The organism is Pseudomonas sp. NBRC 100443, from assembly GCF_030268185.1.
Lineage (GTDB): Bacteria > Pseudomonadota > Gammaproteobacteria > Pseudomonadales > Pseudomonadaceae > Pseudomonas > Pseudomonas citronellolis.
In genome coordinates this window covers 19,825-40,255 of the sequence record NZ_BSQE01000033.1, presented here as the reverse complement: position 1 = coordinate 40,255, position 20,431 = coordinate 19,825, and the positions used below count along the sequence as shown (strand labels likewise).

Annotated in this window: 21 protein-coding genes; 18 read left to right on the top strand and 3 right to left on the bottom strand. The window is 68.6% G+C overall.

All coding sequences use genetic code 11. The features are described 5' to 3' along the window. Window positions 1-205: 205 nt before the first annotated feature. Window positions 206-919 (bottom strand): TorF family putative porin, encoded by a 714-nt coding sequence (locus tag QSJ95_RS30015; RefSeq protein ID WP_009621618.1) that lies wholly within the window; start codon window positions 917-919, stop codon window positions 206-208. Window positions 920-1,133: 214 nt separating this feature from the next. On the opposite strand from QSJ95_RS30015, the gene QSJ95_RS30010 reads away from it, so the two are divergent. The 13 genes from QSJ95_RS30010 (at window position 1,134) to QSJ95_RS29950 (ending at window position 11,587) form a co-directional block, all read left to right on the top strand. Then, a complete protein-coding gene (locus QSJ95_RS30010; RefSeq protein ID WP_009621621.1) occupies window positions 1,134-1,439 on the top strand; it encodes an STAS domain-containing protein in 306 nt (101 codons plus the stop codon). Between the two features lie 12 nt (window positions 1,440-1,451). Further along, complete coding sequence (locus tag QSJ95_RS30005) at window positions 1,452-3,152, top strand: ATP-binding SpoIIE family protein phosphatase (protein ID WP_285647307.1); 1,701 nt, start codon at window positions 1,452-1,454, stop codon at window positions 3,150-3,152. Between the two features lie 53 nt (window positions 3,153-3,205). Then, window positions 3,206-3,556, top strand: coding sequence for an Hpt domain-containing protein (locus QSJ95_RS30000; RefSeq protein WP_009621625.1), 351 nt, complete (start codon window positions 3,206-3,208; stop codon window positions 3,554-3,556). Between the two features lie 73 nt (window positions 3,557-3,629). Beyond that, complete coding sequence (locus QSJ95_RS29995; protein WP_285647306.1) at window positions 3,630-4,907, top strand: flagellar hook-length control protein FliK; 1,278 nt, start codon at window positions 3,630-3,632, stop codon at window positions 4,905-4,907. Between the two features lie 284 nt (window positions 4,908-5,191). Then, window positions 5,192-5,704 carry a flagellar basal body-associated protein FliL gene (gene fliL / locus QSJ95_RS29990; RefSeq protein WP_009621628.1) on the top strand — a complete coding sequence of 171 codons (513 nt, stop codon included), beginning with the start codon at window positions 5,192-5,194 and terminating at the stop codon, window positions 5,702-5,704. A gap of 10 nt (window positions 5,705-5,714) precedes the next feature. Beyond that, window positions 5,715-6,686 (top strand): flagellar motor switch protein FliM, encoded by a 972-nt coding sequence (gene fliM / locus QSJ95_RS29985; RefSeq protein ID WP_009621629.1) that lies wholly within the window; start codon window positions 5,715-5,717, stop codon window positions 6,684-6,686. A gap of 25 nt (window positions 6,687-6,711) precedes the next feature. Further along, window positions 6,712-7,179 (top strand): flagellar motor switch protein FliN, encoded by a 468-nt coding sequence (gene fliN, locus QSJ95_RS29980; RefSeq protein WP_009621630.1) that lies wholly within the window; start codon window positions 6,712-6,714, stop codon window positions 7,177-7,179. A gap of 2 nt (window positions 7,180-7,181) precedes the next feature. Next, window positions 7,182-7,664 (top strand): flagellar biosynthetic protein FliO, encoded by a 483-nt coding sequence (gene fliO / locus QSJ95_RS29975; RefSeq protein ID WP_285647327.1) that lies wholly within the window; start codon window positions 7,182-7,184, stop codon window positions 7,662-7,664. Next, window positions 7,661-8,440: a flagellar type III secretion system pore protein FliP gene (gene fliP, locus QSJ95_RS29970; protein WP_058490602.1), complete on the top strand. Its 780-nt coding sequence runs from the start codon at window positions 7,661-7,663 to the stop codon at window positions 8,438-8,440. The genes fliO and fliP overlap by 4 nt, the downstream gene beginning before the upstream one ends. 19 nt (window positions 8,441-8,459) lie before the next feature. Continuing rightward, window positions 8,460-8,729 carry a flagellar biosynthesis protein FliQ gene (fliQ, locus tag QSJ95_RS29965; RefSeq protein ID WP_009621633.1) on the top strand — a complete coding sequence of 90 codons (270 nt, stop codon included), beginning with the start codon at window positions 8,460-8,462 and terminating at the stop codon, window positions 8,727-8,729. Next, window positions 8,729-9,505 (top strand): flagellar biosynthetic protein FliR, encoded by a 777-nt coding sequence (fliR, locus tag QSJ95_RS29960; protein ID WP_269962676.1) that lies wholly within the window; start codon window positions 8,729-8,731, stop codon window positions 9,503-9,505. Before fliQ ends, fliR begins: the two co-directional genes overlap by 1 nt. Then, window positions 9,505-10,641, top strand: a complete 1,137-nt coding sequence (gene flhB / locus QSJ95_RS29955; RefSeq protein ID WP_285647303.1) for a flagellar biosynthesis protein FlhB — start codon at window positions 9,505-9,507, stop codon at window positions 10,639-10,641. The genes fliR and flhB overlap by 1 nt, the downstream gene beginning before the upstream one ends. Window positions 10,642-10,765: 124 nt before the next feature. Continuing rightward, on the top strand, window positions 10,766-11,587 hold the full coding sequence (locus QSJ95_RS29950; RefSeq protein WP_064583845.1) for a hypothetical protein: 822 nt from the start codon (window positions 10,766-10,768) through the stop codon (window positions 11,585-11,587). A gap of 3 nt (window positions 11,588-11,590) precedes the next feature. On the opposite strand, the gene QSJ95_RS29945 is transcribed toward QSJ95_RS29950, so the two are convergent. Then, window positions 11,591-12,850: an OprD family porin gene (locus QSJ95_RS29945; RefSeq protein WP_069863945.1), complete on the bottom strand. Its 1,260-nt coding sequence runs from the start codon at window positions 12,848-12,850 to the stop codon at window positions 11,591-11,593. A gap of 355 nt (window positions 12,851-13,205) precedes the next feature. Between QSJ95_RS29945 and QSJ95_RS29940 the strand changes: the two genes are divergently transcribed. Genes QSJ95_RS29940 through QSJ95_RS29930 form a run of 3 tightly spaced genes read left to right on the top strand, consistent with a single transcriptional unit; the run spans window position 13,206 to window position 16,105 of the window. Then, window positions 13,206-14,237, top strand: a complete 1,032-nt coding sequence (locus QSJ95_RS29940) for a TRAP transporter substrate-binding protein (protein ID WP_285647302.1) — start codon at window positions 13,206-13,208, stop codon at window positions 14,235-14,237. 12 nt (window positions 14,238-14,249) lie between these two features. Further along, the gene (locus QSJ95_RS29935; RefSeq protein WP_261748073.1) at window positions 14,250-14,786 is read left to right on the top strand and encodes a TRAP transporter small permease; all 537 of its coding nucleotides are present in this window, start codon (window positions 14,250-14,252) and stop codon (window positions 14,784-14,786) included. Continuing rightward, a complete protein-coding gene (locus tag QSJ95_RS29930; RefSeq protein ID WP_058490589.1) occupies window positions 14,783-16,105 on the top strand; it encodes a TRAP transporter large permease in 1,323 nt (440 codons plus the stop codon). The genes QSJ95_RS29935 and QSJ95_RS29930 overlap by 4 nt, the downstream gene beginning before the upstream one ends. Window positions 16,106-16,458: 353 nt before the next feature. Here the strand turns inward: QSJ95_RS29930 and QSJ95_RS29925 are convergent, their stop codons facing one another. Next, window positions 16,459-17,955: an aldehyde dehydrogenase family protein gene (locus tag QSJ95_RS29925; RefSeq protein ID WP_285647300.1), complete on the bottom strand. Its 1,497-nt coding sequence runs from the start codon at window positions 17,953-17,955 to the stop codon at window positions 16,459-16,461. Between the two features lie 329 nt (window positions 17,956-18,284). Here QSJ95_RS29925 and QSJ95_RS29920 point away from each other — a divergent pair, with 329 nt between their 5' ends. Together QSJ95_RS29920 and QSJ95_RS29915 are read left to right on the top strand one after the other, a co-directional pair. Continuing rightward, a complete protein-coding gene (locus QSJ95_RS29920; RefSeq protein ID WP_261748075.1) occupies window positions 18,285-19,784 on the top strand; it encodes an APC family permease in 1,500 nt (499 codons plus the stop codon). Further along, window positions 19,765-20,343, top strand: coding sequence for a DUF3156 family protein (locus QSJ95_RS29915; RefSeq protein WP_285647297.1), 579 nt, complete (start codon window positions 19,765-19,767; stop codon window positions 20,341-20,343). Before QSJ95_RS29920 ends, QSJ95_RS29915 begins: the two co-directional genes overlap by 20 nt. Window positions 20,344-20,431: the final 88 nt, after the last annotated feature.

Below are 20,431 nucleotides of genomic sequence, written 5' to 3'. Positions count from 1 at the left end.
CAAGGTCCTACCGCATGAGCGAGCATGGCTTTTCGTAGGATGGTGTTGAGCGAAGCGATACCCATCACCGGAACCGCATGGGTTTCGCCAAGGCTCAACCCATCCGTTGAGGCGCATCTCGGTGCAGCCGGCAAGACGGTTGCTCCTACGCCCGTGTCTCCTGGAGCCGTAGGAGCGGACTCCGTCCGCGATTATCCGCGCAGGCTCAGAAGAACGACCGCGACGCCTTGAAGGTCACGGCGCTGTCGCAATAGGCGTTGTGGCCGGAATAGGCGGTGCAGTCCGTCCCGCTCAGGCTGCTGCCGCTGTAGGAGAAGTTCAGGTCCAGGCCCAGCCAGGGGCGGCTGAGGTTCACCGACCAGTCGTTGAAGCCGCTGACGTAGCCATTGGTCACGCTCACCGGGTTCTCCAGGCTGTAGCTGGCGTACTTCAGCGTCAGGTCGAAGCCCAGCGGCGGCGTCAGGCCCAGGTCGGCGAACAGCGTGGCGCTGCTGCGCCCGGCGCTGTTGCTGTAGGCGGCGCCCAGGCGGCTGCCGAAGATCGACAGGCCGCCGTAGACGTCCTGGGTGTCCAGGTCCGGCCGCTGCGGGTGCACGTAGCGGATGCTGCCCAGCTCGTAGCCGAGGCGGCCATTGCCCAGCGGGCGCTTGAAGCCGGCGTAGGAATCGACTTCGGTGGGCTTGTCCGGCTCCAGGTTGGCGGCCCAGCCGCCGAAGTACCAGCCCGAGGCGTGGCTGGCGTCGAGCCCGCCGTGCAGGCTGTCCAGGCCGCCGGGCTGGACCAGGCCCTGGGCCATGCTGCGGGCCGGCGAGGTGGCGAACTTGAGGTCGAAGTCGCCGAGTTGGCGCTGCATGACCTGGGCATTGGCGGCCAGGCTGGCGCACAGCGTGGCGCCCAGCAGCAGACGGTGGATGATCATGGCTCCCCCCTAGATCTTCGAAATGCTCCTTGGCAGGTGCGGTCCCCTTCGCACCTTTACAGGGTAAAGCCATTCCTTGACCGGGCAATGACCGGCGGTCCATTTGTCGGCCGGAGCGAACCTTTGCGTACCGGCGCTCGCCGAGGTTGCCGGGCCGCGGACTAGCTGCTAAATCTTCCCCAGCATGCGCAGTCCATTCAGCAGGGAGGCCTCCATGGCCATCACATCCGTACCTTCGGCCGACGGCCAGGAACTGACCATCGTCGTCCAGGGCCGCTTCGACTTCGGTGCGCACCAGGAATTCCGCGACGCCTACGAGCGCGTCGAGACCACCCCGCGGCGCTACGTCGTCGACCTCAAGGGCGCCACCTACCTGGACAGCTCGGCGCTGGGCATGCTCCTGCTGCTGCGCGACCACGCCGGCGGCGAACATGCGCAGATCAGCCTGGTGCACTGCAGCCCGGATGTGCGCAAGATCCTCTCCATCTCCAATTTCGAACAACTGTTCCGCATTTCCTGAGCCGTGGCGGTCATGGCCAACTTCCTCACGGTCCTGATCGCCGACGACAACGCCGCCGACCGCCTGCTGCTGTCCACCATCGTCAGCCGCCAGGGCCACCGCGTGCTGACCGCCGCCAACGGCCTGGAGGCCCTGGCGCTGTTCGAGCAGGAGCGCCCGCAACTGGTGCTGATGGATGCCCTGATGCCGGTGATGGACGGCTTCGAGGCGGCCCGGCGGATCCGCCGCCAGGCCGGCGAGGAACTGGTGCCGATCATCTTCCTCACCTCGCTGAGCGAGACCGAGGCCCTGGTGCAGAGCCTGGAGGCCGGCGGCGACGACTTCCTCTCCAAGCCCTACAACCGGGTGATCCTCGAAGCCAAGATCCGCGCCATGGGCCGCCTGCACCACCTGCAGCGCGAGGTACTGGCGCAACGCGACCTGATCGCCCGGCACAACGAGCACCTGCTCAACGAGCAGCGGGTAGCCAAGGCGGTGTTCGACAAGGTGGCGCATTCCGGCTGCCTGAACGCGCCGAACATCCGCTACCTGCAGTCGCCTTTCGCGCTGTTCAACGGCGACCTGCTGCTGGCCGCCTACAAGCCCTCCGGCGGCATGCACGTGCTGCTCGGCGACTTCACCGGCCACGGCCTGCCGGCGGCCATCGGCGCCATGCCGCTGGCCGAGGTGTTCTACGGCATGACCGCCAAGGGCTACCCGATCGCCGACATCCTCCGCGAGATGAACGCCAAGCTGAAGCGCATCCTGCCGGTGGGGGTGTTCTGCTGCGCCAGCATGCTCAACCTGAGCTTCCAGCGCGGCCTGCTGGAGGTGTGGAACGGCGGCCTGCCCGACGGCTACCTGTTCCGCCAGGGCCGCGAACTGCAGCCCCTGGTGTCGCGCCACCTGCCGCTGGGCATCCTGGAGCCGGCGGCCTTCGACGAGCGCTGCGAAGTCTTCCCCATGGAGGACGGCGACCGCGTGCTGCTGTTCTCCGACGGCGTACTGGAGGCGAGCAACCCGCAGGGCGAGATGTTCGGCGAGCAGCGCCTGCGCCAGGTGTTCGAGGAGCAGCGCGACGCTTCGCGGCTGTTCGACGGGGTGAAGGCGGCGCTGGTGCGCTTCCGCGGCGAGGCCCAGGACGACCTGAGCATGCTGGAAGTGGCCCTGGTGCCCGATGCCAGCCTGCAGCGGCCGCCGCTGGCGTTTTCCGAGAGCGGGCTGGGCGGCACCCAGGACTGGTCCTGCAGCTTCGAATTCCGCTCCCCTACGCTGCGTCACTTCAACCCCCTGCCGTTCCTGTTGCAGCTGCTGATGGAGGTGCATGACCTGCGCCCCCGCGGCGGGGCGCTGTACACGGTGCTCGCCGAGCTCTATTCCAATGCCCTGGAGCACGGCGTGATGGGCCTGGAGTCGCGCCTGAAGTGCGACGCCCAGGGCTTCGCCCGCTACTACGAGGAACGCCGCAGGCGCCTGGAAAGCCTCGACCACGGCTTCGTGCGCTTCCACATCGACCTCTCCCCCCATGGCGATGGCGGCCGCCTGCTGGTGCGGGTGGAGGACAGCGGCAACGGCTTCGACGTCAATGCCGTGCTGCAGGCCCAGGCGCAGTGCGCACCAGGCTCCTTCAGCGGCCGAGGCCTGACCCTGGTGCGCAGCCTGGCCGACCGCTGCCAGTGGTCGGCGGACGGCAAGTCGGTGTCCGTGGAGTTTTTCTGGTCCGCTCAGGCATAATCCGGCACCTCCCGTGCGCCGGCCCTGGCCACGGGTAGCCAGGGAGTGAGCGAATGTCCGATGTGCATCTCGACGATGCCGTACTGAAGGCTTTGCGGGAGGTGATGGCGGAAGAGTTTCCGCTGTTGCTGGACACCTTCGTCGCGGATTCCGAGGAGCGCCTGCGCAACCTCCACGAGGCCCTGGCGGAACTCGACGGCCAGGCCCTGCGCCATGCCGCGCACAGCTTCAAGGGCAGCTGCGGGAACATGGGCGCGCCGGCCCTGGCCGCGCTGTGCAAGCGCCTGGAAGACGCCGCCCGGCAGGGCGACATGGCCAAGGCCGCCGGGCTGATCGAGCAGGTCGAACGCGAGTTCGCCATCGTCCGCATCCTGTTGCGCCAGCAGCGCCTGCAGCGTTCCTGACGAGCGATCCGGGAAACTGGCCCGGCCCTTGCTATCTCCGTGTCATCGACGCAAACGAGAACGGAGATCGCCGATGGCTGTCGCCCCGGACATCCTACTTTCGCCGACCGCGCCAGCGAGCCCCCGGACATCCCCGTCCAGGGCCGCGCAGGATTCGGCCAACACCAGCAACGACAAGGGTTCCAGCTTCGCCGACGTGTACGCCCAGGAGAGCCGGCCGGCCGCCAAGGAGCGCCCGCAGGCCCAAACCAAGGCCAGCCGCGACAAGCCGCGCGGGCAGGACGACGCGCCGGCCAAGGACAGCGCCAAGGCGCCGGAAGCCGGCAGCGAGCAGCCAAAGGTTGCCGATGGTGGCAAGCCCTTGCCGGCCCAGGAACAGGCGTCGGCGGAGGACGACGGCCAGCAGCCGCCCGACCCCAGCCTCGACCCGCTGCTGGCGCTGGCCATGGGCGCGCAGCCGCCGGCGCAGGACAGCGCCGCGCAGCTCGGCCAGGCCCAGCTCAACGCCGCCAACAGCGATGGCGACCTGCAGAAGCTCAACCAGGCCCAGGGCGTGGCCCTGTTGCCGGAAGCGGGCGCCGAGGAGGTGACCCAGGCCCTGCAGTTGCCCACCGCCGGCAAGGGTGAAATCAACCTCAAGCTGACCGACGACCAGGGCAAGGGCGACGCCAAGCTGGACATGACCAGCCTGCTGGCCGGCCTCAAGGACGCCCAGGGTTCGACCGAGGCCAAGGCCACCGATGCCGCCGGCGAACTGGCCGGGCAACTGGCCGACGACGTGGCCCAGCCCAAGACCGAGACGCGCAACGAGAGCTTCGCCCATCGCCTGGAGGCCATGACCCAGGCGCTCAACGGCACCCAGCAGGCGCTCACCAGCCGCCCGGTCAACCCGCAGGTGCCCGGCCAGCCGGTGGCCATGCAGCAGAACGGCTGGACCGACCAGGTGGTGGACCGGGTGATGTGGATGTCCAGCCAGAACCTGAAGTCCGCCGACATCCAGATGGAGCCGGCCGACCTCGGGCGCCTGGAAGTGCGCATCCACATGACCAGCGACCAGACCCAGGTGACCTTCGCCAGCGCCAGCGCCGGCGTGCGCGAGGCTCTGGACAGCCAGCAGCACCGCCTGCGCGAGATGCTCGGCCAGCAGGGCATGAACCAGGTCAACGTCAACGTCTCCGACCAGTCCCTGGCCCGCGGCTGGCAGGGCCAGGGCCAGCAGCAGGGCAACGCCCGCGGCGGCGCGGCCACGGCGGGCACGGAAGGCGACGACGAGCCGGTGCTCAGCGGCGTCAGCGAGATCCGCGCGCGGCCGCAGCTGGGTGGGTTGGGGATGGTGGATTATTACGCCTGACGCCGGCCCTGCCGTTCCTGCGCCACCGGTTGGCAGCGCTTTCGTAGGAGCGAGCCGGCGGAGCACCCTCGTAGGATGGCGTTGAGCGAAGCGATACCCATCGCCACGGTCGCATGGGCATCGCAAACGCAAAGCCTCGCACTTCCGCCATCCCGCACGCCGCCCCTCGCTCCGCTCATCGGCAGCCTGTAATATCCGCCGCGGCGGCCGGGCATGACCTGGCACAGCCCTTGCTCCTATCCTTATGGACAGGCAACGGACCGCGCAAGTGACGGATTTCTGGCATGGCTAAGAACGATCAGCAGACCACTCCACCCGCCGAGGGCGGCGCCGGCAAGGGCCGGCTCAAGCTCATCATCATCCTGGGCCTGGCCTTCCTGCTGGCGGTCGGGGCGTCGGTGGGCGGCACCTGGTTCTTCCTCAGCCGCGGCGCCAAGCCGGCCGAGGCGCCGGCCGCGGAGGCCGGCAGCGGCAAGAAACCGGCGCTCTACGAGGTGTTGGCGCCGTCCTTCGTGGTCAACTTCAACCAGGGCGGGCGGCAGCGCTACCTGCAGGTCGCCGTGGCCCTGATGGGCCGCGACCAGGCCCAGCTGGACGCCCTGCGCGAACAGATGCCGCTGGTGCGCAACCAGTTGGTGATGCTGTTCTCCAGCCAGAATTTCGACGCCTTGACCACCCCGGTGGGCAAGGAGATGCTGCGACAGCAGGCGACCGCCAGCATCCAGGAACTGGCCAAGAAGGCCACCGGTCAGTTGACCGTGGAACAGGTGCTTTTCACCAATTTCGTACTCCAGTAGGTAAGCCGCCATGGCTGTGCAAGATCTGCTCTCCCAGGACGAAATCGACGCGCTGCTGCACGGCGTCGACGACGGCCTGGTGGAAACCGAAGTCGATTCCGACCCCACGGCGGTCAAGTCCTACGACCTGACCAGCCAGGACCGCATCGTCCGCGGTCGCATGCCGACCCTGGAGATGATCAACGAGCGCTTCGCCCGCTACACCCGCATCAGCATGTTCAACCTGCTGCGGCGTTCGGCCGACGTCGCCGTGGGCGGCGTGCAGGTGATGAAGTTCGGCGAGTACGTGCATTCGCTCTACGTGCCCACCAGCCTCAACCTGGTGAAGATGAAGCCGCTGCGCGGCACCGCGCTGTTCATTCTCGACGCCAAGCTGGTGTTCAAGCTGGTGGACAACTTCTTCGGCGGCGACGGCCGCCACGCCAAGATCGAGGGCCGCGAGTTCACCCCCACCGAGCTGCGGGTGGTGCGCATGGTCATCGAGCAGGCCTTCGTCGACCTGGCCGAGGCCTGGAGCGCGGTGCTGCCGATCACCTTCGAGTACGTCAACTCGGAAGTGAACCCGGCCATGGCCAACATCGTCAGCCCCAGCGAGGTGGTGGTGGTCTCCACCTTCCACATCGAGCTGGACGGCGGCGGCGGCGACCTGCACATCACCGTGCCCTACGCGATGATCGAGCCGATCCGCGAGATGCTCGACGCCGGCTTCCAGTCCGACGTCGACGACCAGGACGAGCGCTGGCAGAACGCCCTGCGCGAGGACATCCTCGACGTCAACGTGCCGGTGGACGCCACCGTGGTGCGCCGCCAGCTGCGCCTGCGCGACATCCTGCACATGCAGCCGGGCGACGTGATCCCGGTGGAGATGCCCGAATTCATGGTGATGCGCGCCAACGGCGTGCCTTCCTTCAAGGTCAAGCTGGGTTCGCACAAGGGCAACCTGGCCTTCCAGATTCTCGATCCGCTCGAGCGCCCGCGCTGAGCGCATCCCCCCAGAGGACCCGACAATGGCAGATGAAGACAAAGTGACCCCCGAGGAGCAGGCCCTGGCGGACGAATGGGCCGCGGCCCTGTCCGAGGCGGGCGACGCCAGCCAGGACGACATCGACGCGATGATGGCCGGCAACGCCGCGCCGGCCGCCCCGGTGGCGCCGCGCGCGCCCATGGAGGAGTTCGGCATGGCGCCGCGGGCGCCGACCATCGCCGGCCTGGAAGGGCCGAACCTGGACGTCATCCTCGACATCCCGGTGACCATCTCCATGGAGGTCGGCCACACCGACATCACCATCCGCAACCTGCTGCAGCTCAACCAGGGCTCGGTGATCGAGCTCGACCGCCTGGCCGGCGAGCCGCTGGACGTGCTGGTCAACGGCACCCTGATCGCCCACGGCGAGGTGGTGGTGGTGAACGAGAAGTTCGGCATCCGCCTGACCGACGTGATCAGCCCCAGCGAACGCATCAAGAAGCTGCGCTGATGATGGCCCGCCTGCTCGCGCTGTTCTGCGCCCTGCCGCTGGCGGGGCTGCTGCCCCTGGCCCAGGCCGCCGAGGAGCCGGCCACCGCGCCGGCGCCGGCCATCGTCCACGCCAGCGCCTCGCCGAGCCTGATCACCGGCAGCGCCGGGGCCCAACTGCTGCAGCTGCTGTTCGGCCTGGTGCTGGTGGTGGCGCTGATCTTCCTGCTCGCCTGGCTGGTGCGCCGGGTGCAGCAGATCGGCCCGCGCGGCAACCAGGCGATCAAGCTGGTGGCTAGCCAGGCCCTGAGCCCGCGCGACCGCCTGCTGCTGGTGCAGGTGGGCGAGGAGCAGATCCTCCTCGGCCTGACCCCCGGGCGCATCACCCCGCTGCACGTGCTCAAGGAGCCGGTGCGCGGCGTCGAGGTCGGCGAGCAGCCGGCGCCGCCGGAATTCGCCCAGCGCCTGCTGGAGCTGCTGAACAAGGACAAGGGCCGCCCGCAATGAGCTTCCCCGCCTTCGCCCGGGCACTGCGCCGCTGCCTGCCGCTGCTGGCCGTGCTGCTGGCGCTGCTCGCGCCCCAGGCCTTCGCCGCCGACCCGCTGCAGGTCCCGGCGATCACCGTGACCACCAACCCGCAGGGCCAGCAGGAATACTCGGTCAGCCTGCAGATCCTGCTGATCATGACGGCGCTGAGCTTCATCCCGGCGTTCGTCATGCTGATGACCAGCTTCACCCGGATCATCATCGTCTTCGCCATCCTGCGCCAGGCGCTGGGCCTGCAGACCACGCCGTCGAACCAGATCCTCGTGGGCCTTGCGCTGTTCCTCACCCTGTTCGTCATGGCGCCGGTGTTCGACAAGGTCAACAGCACCGCGCTGCAGCCCTACCTGAACGAGCAGATCCAGGCTCCGGAGGCGCTGAGCCGCGCCGAGGTGCCGCTGAAGTCGTTCATGCTGGCGCAGACGCGGCAGTCGGACCTGGACCTGTTCGTGCGCCTGTCCAAGCGCACCGACATCGCCAACGCCGACGCCACGCCGCTGACCATCCTGGTCCCGGCCTTCGTCACCTCGGAGCTGAAGACCGCGTTCCAGATCGGCTTCATGATCTTCATCCCGTTCCTGATCATCGACCTGGTGGTGGCCAGCGTGCTCATGGCGATGGGCATGATGATGCTGTCGCCGCTGATCATCTCGCTGCCGTTCAAGATCATGCTGTTCGTCCTGGTGGACGGCTGGGCGCTGATCATCGGCACCCTGGCCGGCAGCTTCGGCACCGTTTGACTAGAGAGGAGGGCGCGCCATGACCCCGGAAGTCGCCGTCGACCTGTTCCGCCAGGCACTCTGGCTGACCGCCATGATGGTCGCCATCCTGGTGCTGCCGAGCCTGCTGGTGGGCCTGGTGGTGGCCATGTTCCAGGCCGCCACGCAGATCAACGAGCAGACCCTGAGCTTCCTGCCGCGCCTGCTGGTGACCCTCGGCACCCTGATCGTCCTCGGCCCCTGGCTGGTGCGCGAGTTGATGGAGTACACCCAGGGCCTGATCACCAGCATCCCCACGCTGATCGGCTGATGCTGGAACTCACCAACGCGCAGATCGGCGCCTGGGTCGGCAGCTTCGTGCTGCCGCTGTTCCGCATCGCCGCGCTGCTGATGACCATGCCGATCTTCAGCAACCAGATGGTCCCGGCGCGGGTGCGCCTGTACCTGTCGCTGGCCATCGCCGTGGTGCTGGTGCCGACGCTGCCGCCGATGCCCCAGGTCGACGCCCTGAACCTGCGCGCCATGCTGCTGGTGGGCGAGCAGGTGCTGATCGGCGCGCTGCTCGGCTTCACTCTGCAGCTGTTCTTCCACGTCTTCGTGGTCGCCGGGCAGTTGCTGTCGATGCAGATGGGCCTGGGCTTCGCCTCCACCGTGGACCCGGCCAACGGCATCTCGGTGCCGGTGATGGGGCAGTTCTTCAGCCTGCTGGTGACCCTGCTGTTCCTGGCCATGAACGGCCACTTGGTGGTGCTGGAGGTGATCGCCGAGAGCTTCGTCACCCTGCCGGTGGGCCAGGGCCTGTCGGGCGAGCACCTGTACACCGTGGCCGGCAAGCTCGGCTGGGTGCTCGGCGGCGGCCTGCTGATCGCCCTGCCGGCGGTCACCGCGCTGCTGGTGGTGAACCTCGCCTTCGGCGCCATGACCCGCGCCGCGCCGCAACTGAACATCTTCTCCATCGGCTTCCCGCTGACCCTGGTGATGGGCTTCATCATCGTCTGGATCGGCACCGCCGAAATCCTCTCGCAGTACCAGGACCTCGTCCGCGAGGCCCTGGCGCTGCTGCGTGAACTGGTGGGAGCGCGCTGATGGCGGAAAGCGAGAGCGGCCAGGACAAGACAGAGGAACCCACGGAGAAACGTCGCCGCGAGGCCCGCAAGAAAGGCCAGCTGCCGCGTTCCCGCGAGCTCAACACCCTCTCCGTGCTGATGGCCGGGGCCGGCGCGCTGCTGGTCTATGGCGCGCACCTGGCCGAGGTGCTGATGGGGGTGATGCGCAACAGCTTCGAGATGTCCCGCGAGACGGCGATGCGCAGCGAGAGCATGCTGGAGCTGCTGGGCACCGCCGCGCGCGGGGCCGCCGAGGGGCTCTGGCCGATCCTGCTGGTGCTGCTCTGCGCCGCCCTGATCGGGCCCATCTCCCTGGGCGGCTGGCTGTTCTCCGGCGAGGCCCTGGCGCCCAAGTTCAGCCGCATGAACCCGCTGGAAGGGATCAAGCGGATGTTCTCCGCCAAGTCGGTGCTGGAGCTGTTCAAGGCGCTGATCAAGTTCGTCGTGGTGCTGGCGGTGGCGATGCTGGTGCTGCGCTCGGACAAGGAAGCCCTGCTGGCGCTGCTGCACCAGCCGCTGCAGACGGCCATCGTGGAAAGCGTCAAGGTGGTGGGCTGGAGCGCCTTCTGGATGGCCTGCAGCCTGCTGCTGATCGCCGCCGTGGACGTGCCCTACCAGCTCTGGGACAACCGCCAGAAGCTGCTGATGACCAAGCAGGAAGTGCGCGACGAATACAAGGACTCCGAGGGCAAGCCCGAGGTCAAGGCCAAGGTCCGCCGCCTGCAGCGCGAGATGGCGCAGCGGCGCATGATGCAGGCGGTGCCCGATGCCGACGTGGTGATCACCAACCCGACGCACTTCGCCGTGGCCCTGAAGTACGACGCCGCGGCCGGCGGCGCGCCGCGCCTGCTGGCCAAGGGCAACGACTTCCTCGCCCTGAAGATCCGCGAGGTGGCCCAGGAGCACAAGGTCACGGTGCTGGAGTCGCCGGCCCTGGCCCGTGCGGTCTACTACTCCACCGAGCTGGACCAGGAGATTCCCGCCGGCCTCTACCTGGCGGTGGCCCAGGTGCTGGCCTACGTCTACCAGCTCAGGCAGTTCCGCGCCGGCAAGGGCAAGCGCCCCGGGCCGATGCCCGACGTGCCGATCCCGCCGGACCTGCGCCGCGACGAGTGACGCACCGCGTTCGTCGCCCGCCATTGACGGCTGCCGCTGGCGGCCTTCACTTTCACTTGAGGGCCGGTGGCGCGTGCCGTGGTACGACCTGAACGGAGTCGGACCACAACACGGGATTGCTGCCATGGCCAAGGTACTGCTGACCGCCGCGCTGCGCGGCGAATACGAACAACTCTTCAACAGCTGCCAGATCCGCCCGGCGCGCGCCGCCGAGGTGGAGGCGCTGGTCGAACGCATCGAGGACAACCAGCCGCGCTACGCCGAGGTCGGCAAGGCCCTGGGCATCCCCTGGGGTTTCATCGGCGTGGTGCACTGCATGGAAAGCGGCCTGCGCTTCGACCGCCACCTGCACAACGGCGACCCGCTGACGGCGCGCACCGTGCAGGTGCCGGCGGGGCGGCCGAAGGAGGGCAAGCCGCCGTTCACCTGGGAGGAAAGTGCCGAGGACGCCCTGCGCCTGAAGCGCCTGGGCGCCGCCACCGACTGGAGCCTGGCCGGCACCCTCTACCAGTTGGAGGCCTACAACGGCTTCGGCTACCGGCTGTACCACCCCCACGTGCTCTCGCCCTACCTGTGGAGCTATTGCAACCACTACCAGAGCGGCAAGTACGTGCAGGACGGCACCTGGTCCGATAGCGCCCAATCCAGGCAGTGCGGCGCCGCGGTGCTGCTGCGGCGCATGGCCGAGCGCGGCCTGCTGGAGTTCGTCGACCAGCCGAAGCCGAGCGCTGCCCAACCGCTGCTGGTGAACTACTCCATGAGCCTCTCCGAGGACCCGGCCGAGGTACGCCGGGTGGAGGAACTGCAGACCTGGCTGAACAGCTTCCCGGGCGTCTTCGTCAAGATCGACGGGGTGCCCGGCAAGCGCACTTCCGAGGCCTGGCGCCTGGTCACCGGCGCCTACCTGCCGGGCGATCCGCGCGCGCGGCGGCGGGCGGCCGCCTGAGGCTCACCAGATGGGGATGCTGTAGTTGGCGATCAGGCGGTTCTCGTCCATGTCCGCGCCATGGCTGCTGCGCGCGGTCACGTTGCGCCAGCGCAGCGACAGCCCCTTGAGCGGCCCTTCCTGCAGGGTGTAGGCCAGGTCGCTGTCGCGCTCGTACTCGTGGCCGTCCTCCAGGCCCGCGCCGCGGCGGATGTCGTCGCCGCGGGTGTAGCGCGTCATGAAGCTCAGGCCGGGAACGCCGAGGGAGGCGAAGTCGTAGTCGTAGCGCAGCTGCCAGGACTTCTCCCCCGGCTGGGTGAAGGTCTGGATGGTCATCAGGTTGTGCGAGTAGGGCGGGGTGTAGCCGTTGAGGGTGGGGAAGCCGTCGTCGCCGATCATCTTCTGGTAGGCCACGCCGATGGCATGGGCGCCGGCGCGCAGGGTGAACATCATGCTCAGGTTGCGGTTGTCCACCGGGCCGGAGATGGCCTTGCCGTCGTCGTCGCTGTCGAAGTAGCGCAGGTCGCTGCGCAGCGACAGGCCCTCGGCCAGCGGCAGGGTGTGCACCAGGCCGTAGTAGTGCTGCTGGTAGATGTCCTTGAGCTGGCCGTAGAAGTAGCTGGCGGTCAGGTTCGGGGTGAAGGCGTAGCTGGCGCCGGCGAGGTTGAACTCGTCGCTGGCGAAGGCCTTGCTGCGGCCCATGATGTACATGTCGTCGTTGCCCGCCGACTCGCGGGTGCGCGACTTCCACAGCTGGCCGGCGGTGAGCGTCAGCTTGTCGATCTCGTTGGAGGTCAGCAGGGCGCCGTCGAAGGTCTGCGGCATCAGGCGCACGTCGTCGCGGAACACCACCGGCAGCTGCGGCTCCAGCAGGCCGATGTTCAGCTGCGTCTTCGAATAGCGCAGCTTGGCGGTCAGCCCGGCGTGGCTGTAGTCGTCCACCGGCTCGCGGGAGTTCGGCCCGAAGGGCAGGGTGCCGTCGCCGCTGCGCCCGCGCCCGGAATCGAGCTTGACGCCGAGCAGCCCGGTGGCGTCCAGGCCGAAGCCGATGGGGCCTTCGGTGAAGCCCGACTGCAGGCGCAGGACGAAGGCCTGGGACCAGTTGCCGGCCTGGGATTGCGCGGCGTTGTCCTGGCGGTAGTCGCGCAGCTGGTAGAAGTTGCGCAGGTCCAGGCGGCCGCTGCTGTCGTCGATGAAATCGGCCTGGGCGGCCAGCGGCAGCAGGCCGGTGGCCAACAGGCCGAGGCGGAACGGAATGCGCTTCTGAATGTGTGTGGCGGACATGCTCTTCCCCTTGTTGTTCTTGTTTTGTTCTTCGCTCCTCGGCGGGAGCGAGCGGGGAGAGGTTGTACCACATAATTAATTTGTTAACGATATACCGAAGCAACCCGGAACTTTCCTCCTGCGGATCGGCCGTTTTCCGCGGAATGCGCGCCGTTGCCTGCTTGAGAAAGCCTCCATCCCGGTGTTCATAGGCCTTTCAGGGACGTCTCATAACATTTTGTCACATTTGCCCGGATGGCAATCCGCCGCCTGATTCGCTTGGCGTATTGTTAAAATATTAACTATGTGCCTGAATCTAGCCCCCGGGCGCCGCCAGGTGTCCACCCGACGATAAGAACAACACCGAGGTAACGGCATGAAGAAATCCTCTTTCCTGGCCCTGCTGCTCGCCTGTGGCAGCCTGGCCCCGGCCGTGGCGGCCGAGCGCGTGACGCTGAAGATCGCGCACTTCCTCCCGGCCAGCTCCAATGCCCAGCAGCATGTCATCCAGCCCTGGTGCGACACCCTGGCCCGCGAGTCGGAGCAGCGCATCCAGTGCCAGATCTACCCCTCCATGCAACTCGGCGGCACCCCGGGGCAACTGCCGGACCAGGTGCGCAACGGCGTGGTGGACATCGTCTGGACCGCTCCCGGCTACTCGCCCGGGCGCTTCCCGCGCAGCGAGTCGGTGGAGCTGCCGTTCATGCTGCCGGCCAACGGCGTGCAGGCCTCGAAGATCATCTGGCAGTTCTACCAGCAGGCCCTGCAGGAGGATTACAAGGGCTACCGCGTGCTGGCCCTGCACAGCGACGGCGGCATGCAGCTGCACACCACCGGCAAGGCGGTGCGCAGCCTGGAAGACTTCAAGGGCCTGAAGCTGCGCGCCTCCTCGCGCATGAGCGCCCGCCTGGCCACCGGCCTGGGCGCGGCGCCGGTGAGCATGCCGGCGGCGCAGCTCACCGAGTCGCTGTCCAAGGGCGTGATCGACGGCGCCCTGGCCAGCTGGGAACTGATCCCGGCGCTGAAGCTCGACGAGGTGACGCAGCACCACACCGACGTGCCGGAAGGCCGCCCGACCTTCTCCATCACCCTGCTGGGCATGCTGATGAACCCGCGCAGCTACGAGCGCATGCCCGACGATCTCAAGGCGATCCTCGACCGCAACAGCGGCGACGCCCTGGTGCAGCGCTTCGGCGAAGCCTGGGAGAACGAACTGGCGCGGGCCCGCGACATGGTCGCCAGGGACAGCGTCGCCAGCTTCGAGCCGGCGGCCTACCAGAGCCTGCGCGAGGCCGGCGACAAGGTCACCGCCGAGTGGGTGGCCGACGCCGAGGGCAAGGGCCTGGCGGGCGGGCAACTGGCCGACCGGCTGCGCGAGCTGTCCCGGGCCGCCGGCGTCGAGCTGTAAGGGGTGGCCGCGATGAGCGAGATGCTGTCCCTCGAAGGCGCCGTGCCGGCCCGCGGCAAGGGCCTGCCGGTGCGCCTGCTGGAATCCCTGGCGCAGGGCTTCGCCTACTTTGGCGGCGCCCTGCTGCTGGCCCTGGTGGGCATGTCGCTGGTGTCCATCGTCGGCCGCAAGCTGTGGTCGACGCCGGTCACCGGCGACATGGAGCTGCTGGAAATGGGCGCGGCGGTGGCCATCGCCGCCTTCCTGCCGCTGTGCGAGATGCGCAACAGCCACATCCGCGTGGAGATGTTCTCCAACTGGATGCCCCTGGCCGTGCGCCGCGGGCTCGATGCCGTGGCGCACCTGCTGTTCGCCACGGTCGCCGCCGTGCTGGCCTGGCGCACCGGCCTGCAGGTGCTGGAGGCCCATGCCCACGAGGACAGCAGCACCCTGCTGGCGGTGCCGCACTGGATCCCCCTGGCGCTGGTGGTGCCGAGCCTGGCGCTGCTGTGCCTGTGCGCCCTGTGCCGCAGTCTGCTGGCGCTGCTGGAAGAAGGAGCCGGACGATGAGCGCAATGGCCCTGGGCCTGTGGATGTTCGCCGGCCTGCTGGCGATGCTGGTGCTGCGCGTGCAGGTCGGCGTGGCGATGTTCCTGGCCGGCGCGCTGTGCTTCCTGGTGATCAACCAGGGCGACCTCAGCGCCTTGCTCTATACCCTCAACAACCTCGCCTACGCGCGCCTGTCCAACTACGACCTGGCGGTGATCCCGCTGTTCGTGCTGATGGGCCAGTTCGCCACCCACGGCGGTCTGTCGAAGGCGCTGTTCCGCTGCGCCTCGGCCTTCATCGGCCACTGGCGCGGGGGCCTGGCGCTGTCGGCGGTGGGCGCCTGCGCCGGCTTCGGGGCGATCTGCGGCTCGTCCCTGGCCACCGCGGCGACCATGGGCCAGGTGGCCCTGCCGGAGCTGGCGCGGCACAAGTACTCCGGGCGCCTGGCCACGGCCTCGGTGGCCGCCGGCGGCACCCTGGGCATCCTCATACCGCCGTCGGTGCCGCTGATCATCTACGCGGTGCTGACCCAGGAATCCATCGCCAAGCTGTTCGTCGCCGCCATGCTGCCGGCGCTGGTCGCGGTGATCGGCTACATGCTGGTGATCCGCATCCAGGTCGCCCGCGATCCCAATGCCTGCCAGCCGGCGCCCAAGGCCAGCGGCCGCGAAAGGCTGGCGGCCTTCGTGCAGATCCTGCCGATCCTGGCGATCTTCCTGGTGGTGATCGTCGGCATCTACGGCGGCTGGGCCAACCCCACCGAGGCGGCCTCCATCGGCGCCGCGGCCTGCGGCCTGCTGGCGGCGCTGCGCGGCGGCATGCGCTGGGACGGCCTGGGCAAGAGCCTGACCGGCACCGCCGAGGCCAGCGCCATGATCTTCCTGGTGCTGCTGGGCGCCGACCTGCTCAACTCCGGCCTGGCGCTGACGCAGATGCCGGTGGAACTGGCCACCTGGGTCCGCGACAGCGGCCTGGCGCCGCTGCTGGTGCTGGCGGTGATCCTGCTGATTTACCTGCTGCTGGGCTGCGTGATGGACTCGCTGGCGATGATCCTGCTGACCATCCCGATCTTCTACCCGATGATCATGGGCCTGGAGTTCTTCGACCTGACGGCGGGGGAGAAGTCCATCTGGTTCGGCATCCTGGCGCTGATGGTGGTGGAAATCGGCCTGATCCACCCGCCACTGGGGATGAACCTGTTCATCGTCAACAAGCTGGCCAAGGACGTGCCCTACATGGAAACCGCCCGGGGCGTGCTGCCGTTCCTCGCCTCCGACCTGCTGCGCATCGTGCTGCTGGTGCTGGTGCCGGGGTTGTCGCTGTGGTTGTTGAGTTTCTGAGCCGCGCGTTCCCGCACCTGTAGCGGGCCCTGCCCGCGATTCGCGCGCAGGGCGCGCTCCTACGTGGGGTGGTGTGGCACTCCATTGTAGGAGCGAGCTTACTCGCGAATGGGGTTTGCCGGGGGTATCGGTGTTGGGTTCAAGAGCGCCCTCTCCCCAGCCCTCTCCCTGAAGGGAGAGGGGGCTTGTCCGTGCCGGCGGATAGGAATGGTTTCAACCTGAACCTTCATTTCCGGCTGACGCCGAAATATCCACATTCACCGAACGGTCCCCTCTCCCTTCAGGGAGAGGGTTAGGGAGAGGGAGCGGAGTCAACCCAAGACACTAATATCCCCGGCAAACTCCCCCTCACCTCAATACGCAATACAAACCGACTTCCCCTCCGTGAACCCCTCGATCGCCGCCCGTCCGAACTCCCGTCCCAGCCCCGACTGCTTGTAGCCGCCGAACGGCAGGTTGGGGTCCACCGGCACGTGGTTGTTGACCCACACCGTGCCCGCCTCGATCCGCGGGATCAGGTCCATCACCCGGCCCAGGTCGTTGCTCCAGATGCTCGCCGCCAGGCCGTAGGGGTTGTCGTTGATCTGCGCCACGGCGGCGTCGAGGTCGTCGTAGCTCAGCACCGAGAGCACCGGGCCGAAGATTTCCTCGCGGGCGCAGGCCATGCCGGCGTTCACCCCGGCCAGCACCGTCGGTTCGACGTAGTAGCCGGGCAGGTCCGGGCGGCCTCCACCGCAGATGAAGCGCGCGCCCTGTTCCCGGGCCAGGGCCAGGTGGCGCAGCACGCTGTCCTGCTGGCGGCGCGAGACCAGCGGGTTGACCTGGGCCTGCGGGTCCAGGCCCGGGCCGATGCTCAGCTTGCCCACCTGTTCGCCCAGGCGCTCGACGAACTCGGCGTGGCGGCTGGCGTGGACGAACAGCCGCGAGGCCGCCGCGCAGACCTGGCCCTGGTTCAGCAGGCCGCCGCCGATGGCGCCGGCGATGGCCTTGTCCAGGTCGGCGTCGGGCAGCACCAGCATGGGGTTCTTGCCGCCCAGTTCGAGGGTGAAGCGCGTCATGTTCTGCAGGGCCGCGCCGCCCACCAGCTTGCCCACCGCGGTGGAGCCGGTGAAGGACACCTTGTTCAGCAGCGGGTGCGCCACCAGCGCCGCGCCGGCTTCGGCGCCGCCGAGCAGGACGTTGAAGACGCCGGCGGGGATGCCCGCCTCGATGGCCAGTTCGGCCACCCGCAGGGCGGTCAGCGGCGTCTCGTCGGCCGGCTTGATGACGATGGCGCAGCCGCAGGCCAGGGCCGGCATGACCTTCCACAGGGCGATCATCAGCGGGAAGTTCCACGGCACTATGCCGGCCACCACGCCCACCGGTTCGCGCCGGGTGTAGGCGGAAAAGCGCGCGCCGGCCGGCATCGGGATGGACACGTCCAGCGTCTGCCCCTCGATCTTGGTGGCCCAGCCGGCCATGTAGCGCATGTAGCCGAGGGAGGCGCCGACCTCGATGGCCCGGGCGATGTGGATCGACTTGCCCTGTTCCAGGCTTTCCAGCTGCGCCAGTTCCTCGGTGTGGCGCTCCACCAGTTCGGCGAAGCGCAGCAGCAGGCGCTCCCGCTCGCTCGGCGCCAGGCCGCTCCAGATGCCGGAACGGAAGGCGCGGTGGGCCGACTGCACGCAGGCGTCGACCTGCTCCAGGTCGGCCAGGCGCACCTCGGCCAGGGGGCTGTCGTCGGCAGGGTTGCGCAGGGTGCGGCGGGCGTCGCCGCGCGGCGCGCATTGTTCGCCGTCGATGAAGGAGGCGTGGGCGCGGGCGAGGTAGGCCTGCACCTCCGGGAGGATCGGGATCAGCGGGCTGGACATGGGCAACTCCTGGGCTGCGATGGTCGATGGCCCAGGCTAGCCGCGGCGCGCGCCGGCGGCTTGTCCGAGCCTGCCAGGCGGGCATGACCCTCACTGCCGCCCTGGCAGCCCTGGACAAGTCCGCCGGCAACCCTGGGCAAGACGCCGGCCGGCGGCGGGCGCAGCATGATGGCCATGTTCCACCACGCCGCGAGCCTTGCGGCGCCCCAGCGGAGGGGAGGGTGGGGCGCGGCCAGTCCAACGATGAGCGGCCGCGACGGACCACGGGGCGCCGCCCCTTCATGCCTAAGCCACAACAAACCAGAACATCTGCTTAGAGGCCCACCACCATGTCCATCCAGCAGCAGCTCGACGCGCACCTCAAGCGCGGCACTGTCGGTTTTCCCACCGCCCTGGCCAGCACCATCGGCCTGATCATGGCCAGCCCGGTCATCCTCACCGCCACCATGGGCTTCGGCATCGGCGGCAGCGCCTTCGCCGCGGCCATGGTGATCGCCGTGCTGATGATGCTGGCGCAGTCCACCACCTTCGCCGAGGCGGCCTCGATCCTGCCCACCAGCGGCTCGGTGTACGACTACATCTCCTGCGGCATGGGACGCTTCTTCGCCATCACCGGGACCATCGCCGCCTACCTGATCGTCCACGTCTTCGCCGGCACCGCCGAGACCATCCTTTCCGGGGTGATGGCGCTGGTGAACTTCGAGCACCTCAACACCCTGGCCGAGTCCGCCGGCGGCTCCTGGCTGCTGGGCGTGGGCTTCGTGGTGGTGTTCGGCATCCTCAACGTGTTCGGCGTCAACGCCTTCGGCCGCGCCGAGGTGGTGCTGACCTTCGGCATGTGGAGCACCCTGATGGTGTTCGGCGTGCTCGGCCTGCTGGCCGCCCCGGCGGTGCAGCTGGACGGCTGGTTCGGCGCCTCGCTGGTGGGCACCGACCTGCAGACCATCCTCTCGCTGGTGGGCATGGCCATGTTCATGTTCGTCGGCTGCGAGTTCGTCACCCCGCTGGCGCCGGACCTGCGCAACTCGGCCAAGGTGATGCCGCGGGCCATGGCCCTGGGCCTGTTCGGCGTGGCCTCGTGCATGTTCATCTACGGCGCGGCGATGAAGCGCCAGGTGGAGAACGTGCTGCTCGACCCGGCCGCCGGCGTGCACCTGCTGGACACGCCCATGGCCATCCCGCGCTTCGCCGAGCAGGTGATGGGCCAGGTCGGCCCGCTGTGGCTGGGCGTGGGTTTCCTGTTCGCCGGCGCCGCCACCATCAACACCCTGATGGCCGGGGTGCCGCGCATCATGTACGGCATGGCCGTGGATGGCGCGCTGCCCAAGTGCTTCGCCTACCTGCAGCCGCGCTTCAAGACGCCGGTGCTGTGCATCCTGGTGGCGGTGCTGATCCCCTGCCTGCACGCCCTGTGGCTGCGCGGCAACACCGACCACATCATGAACCTGGTGCTGGCCGCGGTCTGCGCCTGGAGCACCGCCTACCTGCTGGTGACCCTCTCCGTGGTGCTGCTGCGCATCCGCCGCCCGGACCTGCCGCGGGCCTACCGCTCGCCGCTGTTCCCGCTGCCGCAGATCGTCTCCAGCGTCGGCATCCTCATCGGCATGTGGTACATCACCCCGCCGGGCATGAACCCCGCCGACATCTACGTGCCCTTCGCCGTGATGCTCGGCCTCACCGCCGCCTACGCGCTGTTCTGGACCCTGCTGGTGCAGAAGGTCAACCCGTTCCGCCCGGTGCCGGTGGAAGAGGTGCTGGAGAAGGAGTTCCGCGCCGAGCCCGGCATCCATTCCAGCGAGTTCTACGGCCATGCTTCCAAGGCTGTCTGACTGGCTGCGCCGGCCGCCCTCGGGCTACCGCCCGGGGGTGACCCTGGAGCAGGCCCGGCGCAACCTCGGCGGCCTGGTCTTCGAAGCGCTGGAGCCCGGCGCCGGGCGCTTCAGCACGGTGGACGGCGGGTTGGTCTTCGAGCTGCGCGAGCGGCCCCAGGCTCAGTTCCTCATGCACCTGGTGCTCACCGAGTTCGTCGTCGAGGGGCCGGCGGCGCACGCCGGCGAGGCGCGCTTCGAGCTGCGCCACCAGGGTGTGCTGCGGCGCCAGGGCGTGGAATGCCGCCAGCGTGCCGGCGACCCGGCCCTGGGCGCGCGCCTGGCCGAGCGCCTGGCGGCCGACGAGCACCTGCAACGGGCGCTGCCGCCGCTGGACTTCAAGCGCCTGGAACTGGAGTTCGGCGCCGGGCGCTGGCGCATCCGCCTGGAGCACATGGCCGCCAGCGAGGTGGTCAATCGCCTGCCCAGTTTCCGCCGCTACCTGCGCCTGGAGCGCGAACAGCGCGACCACCTGCTGCGCGCGCTGTTCCACCTGGGGCGCCTCGCAGGCGAGCTCTGAGCGCGGCTTGCCGCGCTGCTTTCATTTACAGGTTATCCACGCCCACTGGCATGCCAGCTGCATAGGAAACGGCTGTCAGAAATCCGTT

Coding starts and splice junctions, on each gene's coding strand:
- QSJ95_RS29995 (WP_285647306.1), top strand. CDS start 3,630: ATGGCTGTCGCCCCGGACATCCTACTTTCGCCGACCGCGCCAGCGAGC.
- QSJ95_RS30010 (WP_009621621.1), top strand. CDS start 1,134: ATGGCCATCACATCCGTACCTTCGGCCGACGGCCAGGAACTGACCATC.
- QSJ95_RS29945 (WP_069863945.1), bottom strand. CDS start 12,850: ATGTCCGCCACACACATTCAGAAGCGCATTCCGTTCCGCCTCGGCCTG.
- QSJ95_RS30000 (WP_009621625.1), top strand. CDS start 3,206: ATGTCCGATGTGCATCTCGACGATGCCGTACTGAAGGCTTTGCGGGAG.
- QSJ95_RS29925 (WP_285647300.1), bottom strand. CDS start 17,955: ATGTCCAGCCCGCTGATCCCGATCCTCCCGGAGGTGCAGGCCTACCTC.
- QSJ95_RS30015 (WP_009621618.1), bottom strand. CDS start 919: ATGATCATCCACCGTCTGCTGCTGGGCGCCACGCTGTGCGCCAGCCTG.
- QSJ95_RS29935 (WP_261748073.1), top strand. CDS start 14,250: ATGAGCGAGATGCTGTCCCTCGAAGGCGCCGTGCCGGCCCGCGGCAAG.
- fliR (WP_269962676.1), top strand. CDS start 8,729: ATGCTGGAACTCACCAACGCGCAGATCGGCGCCTGGGTCGGCAGCTTC.
- QSJ95_RS29920 (WP_261748075.1), top strand. CDS start 18,285: ATGTCCATCCAGCAGCAGCTCGACGCGCACCTCAAGCGCGGCACTGTC.
- flhB (WP_285647303.1), top strand. CDS start 9,505: ATGGCGGAAAGCGAGAGCGGCCAGGACAAGACAGAGGAACCCACGGAG.
- fliM (WP_009621629.1), top strand. CDS start 5,715: ATGGCTGTGCAAGATCTGCTCTCCCAGGACGAAATCGACGCGCTGCTG.
- QSJ95_RS30005 (WP_285647307.1), top strand. CDS start 1,452: ATGGCCAACTTCCTCACGGTCCTGATCGCCGACGACAACGCCGCCGAC.
- fliL (WP_009621628.1), top strand. CDS start 5,192: ATGGCTAAGAACGATCAGCAGACCACTCCACCCGCCGAGGGCGGCGCC.
- fliP (WP_058490602.1), top strand. CDS start 7,661: ATGAGCTTCCCCGCCTTCGCCCGGGCACTGCGCCGCTGCCTGCCGCTG.
- fliQ (WP_009621633.1), top strand. CDS start 8,460: ATGACCCCGGAAGTCGCCGTCGACCTGTTCCGCCAGGCACTCTGGCTG.
- QSJ95_RS29915 (WP_285647297.1), top strand. CDS start 19,765: ATGCTTCCAAGGCTGTCTGACTGGCTGCGCCGGCCGCCCTCGGGCTAC.
- QSJ95_RS29940 (WP_285647302.1), top strand. CDS start 13,206: ATGAAGAAATCCTCTTTCCTGGCCCTGCTGCTCGCCTGTGGCAGCCTG.
- QSJ95_RS29950 (WP_064583845.1), top strand. CDS start 10,766: ATGGCCAAGGTACTGCTGACCGCCGCGCTGCGCGGCGAATACGAACAA.
- fliN (WP_009621630.1), top strand. CDS start 6,712: ATGGCAGATGAAGACAAAGTGACCCCCGAGGAGCAGGCCCTGGCGGAC.
- fliO (WP_285647327.1), top strand. CDS start 7,182: ATGGCCCGCCTGCTCGCGCTGTTCTGCGCCCTGCCGCTGGCGGGGCTG.
- QSJ95_RS29930 (WP_058490589.1), top strand. CDS start 14,783: ATGAGCGCAATGGCCCTGGGCCTGTGGATGTTCGCCGGCCTGCTGGCG.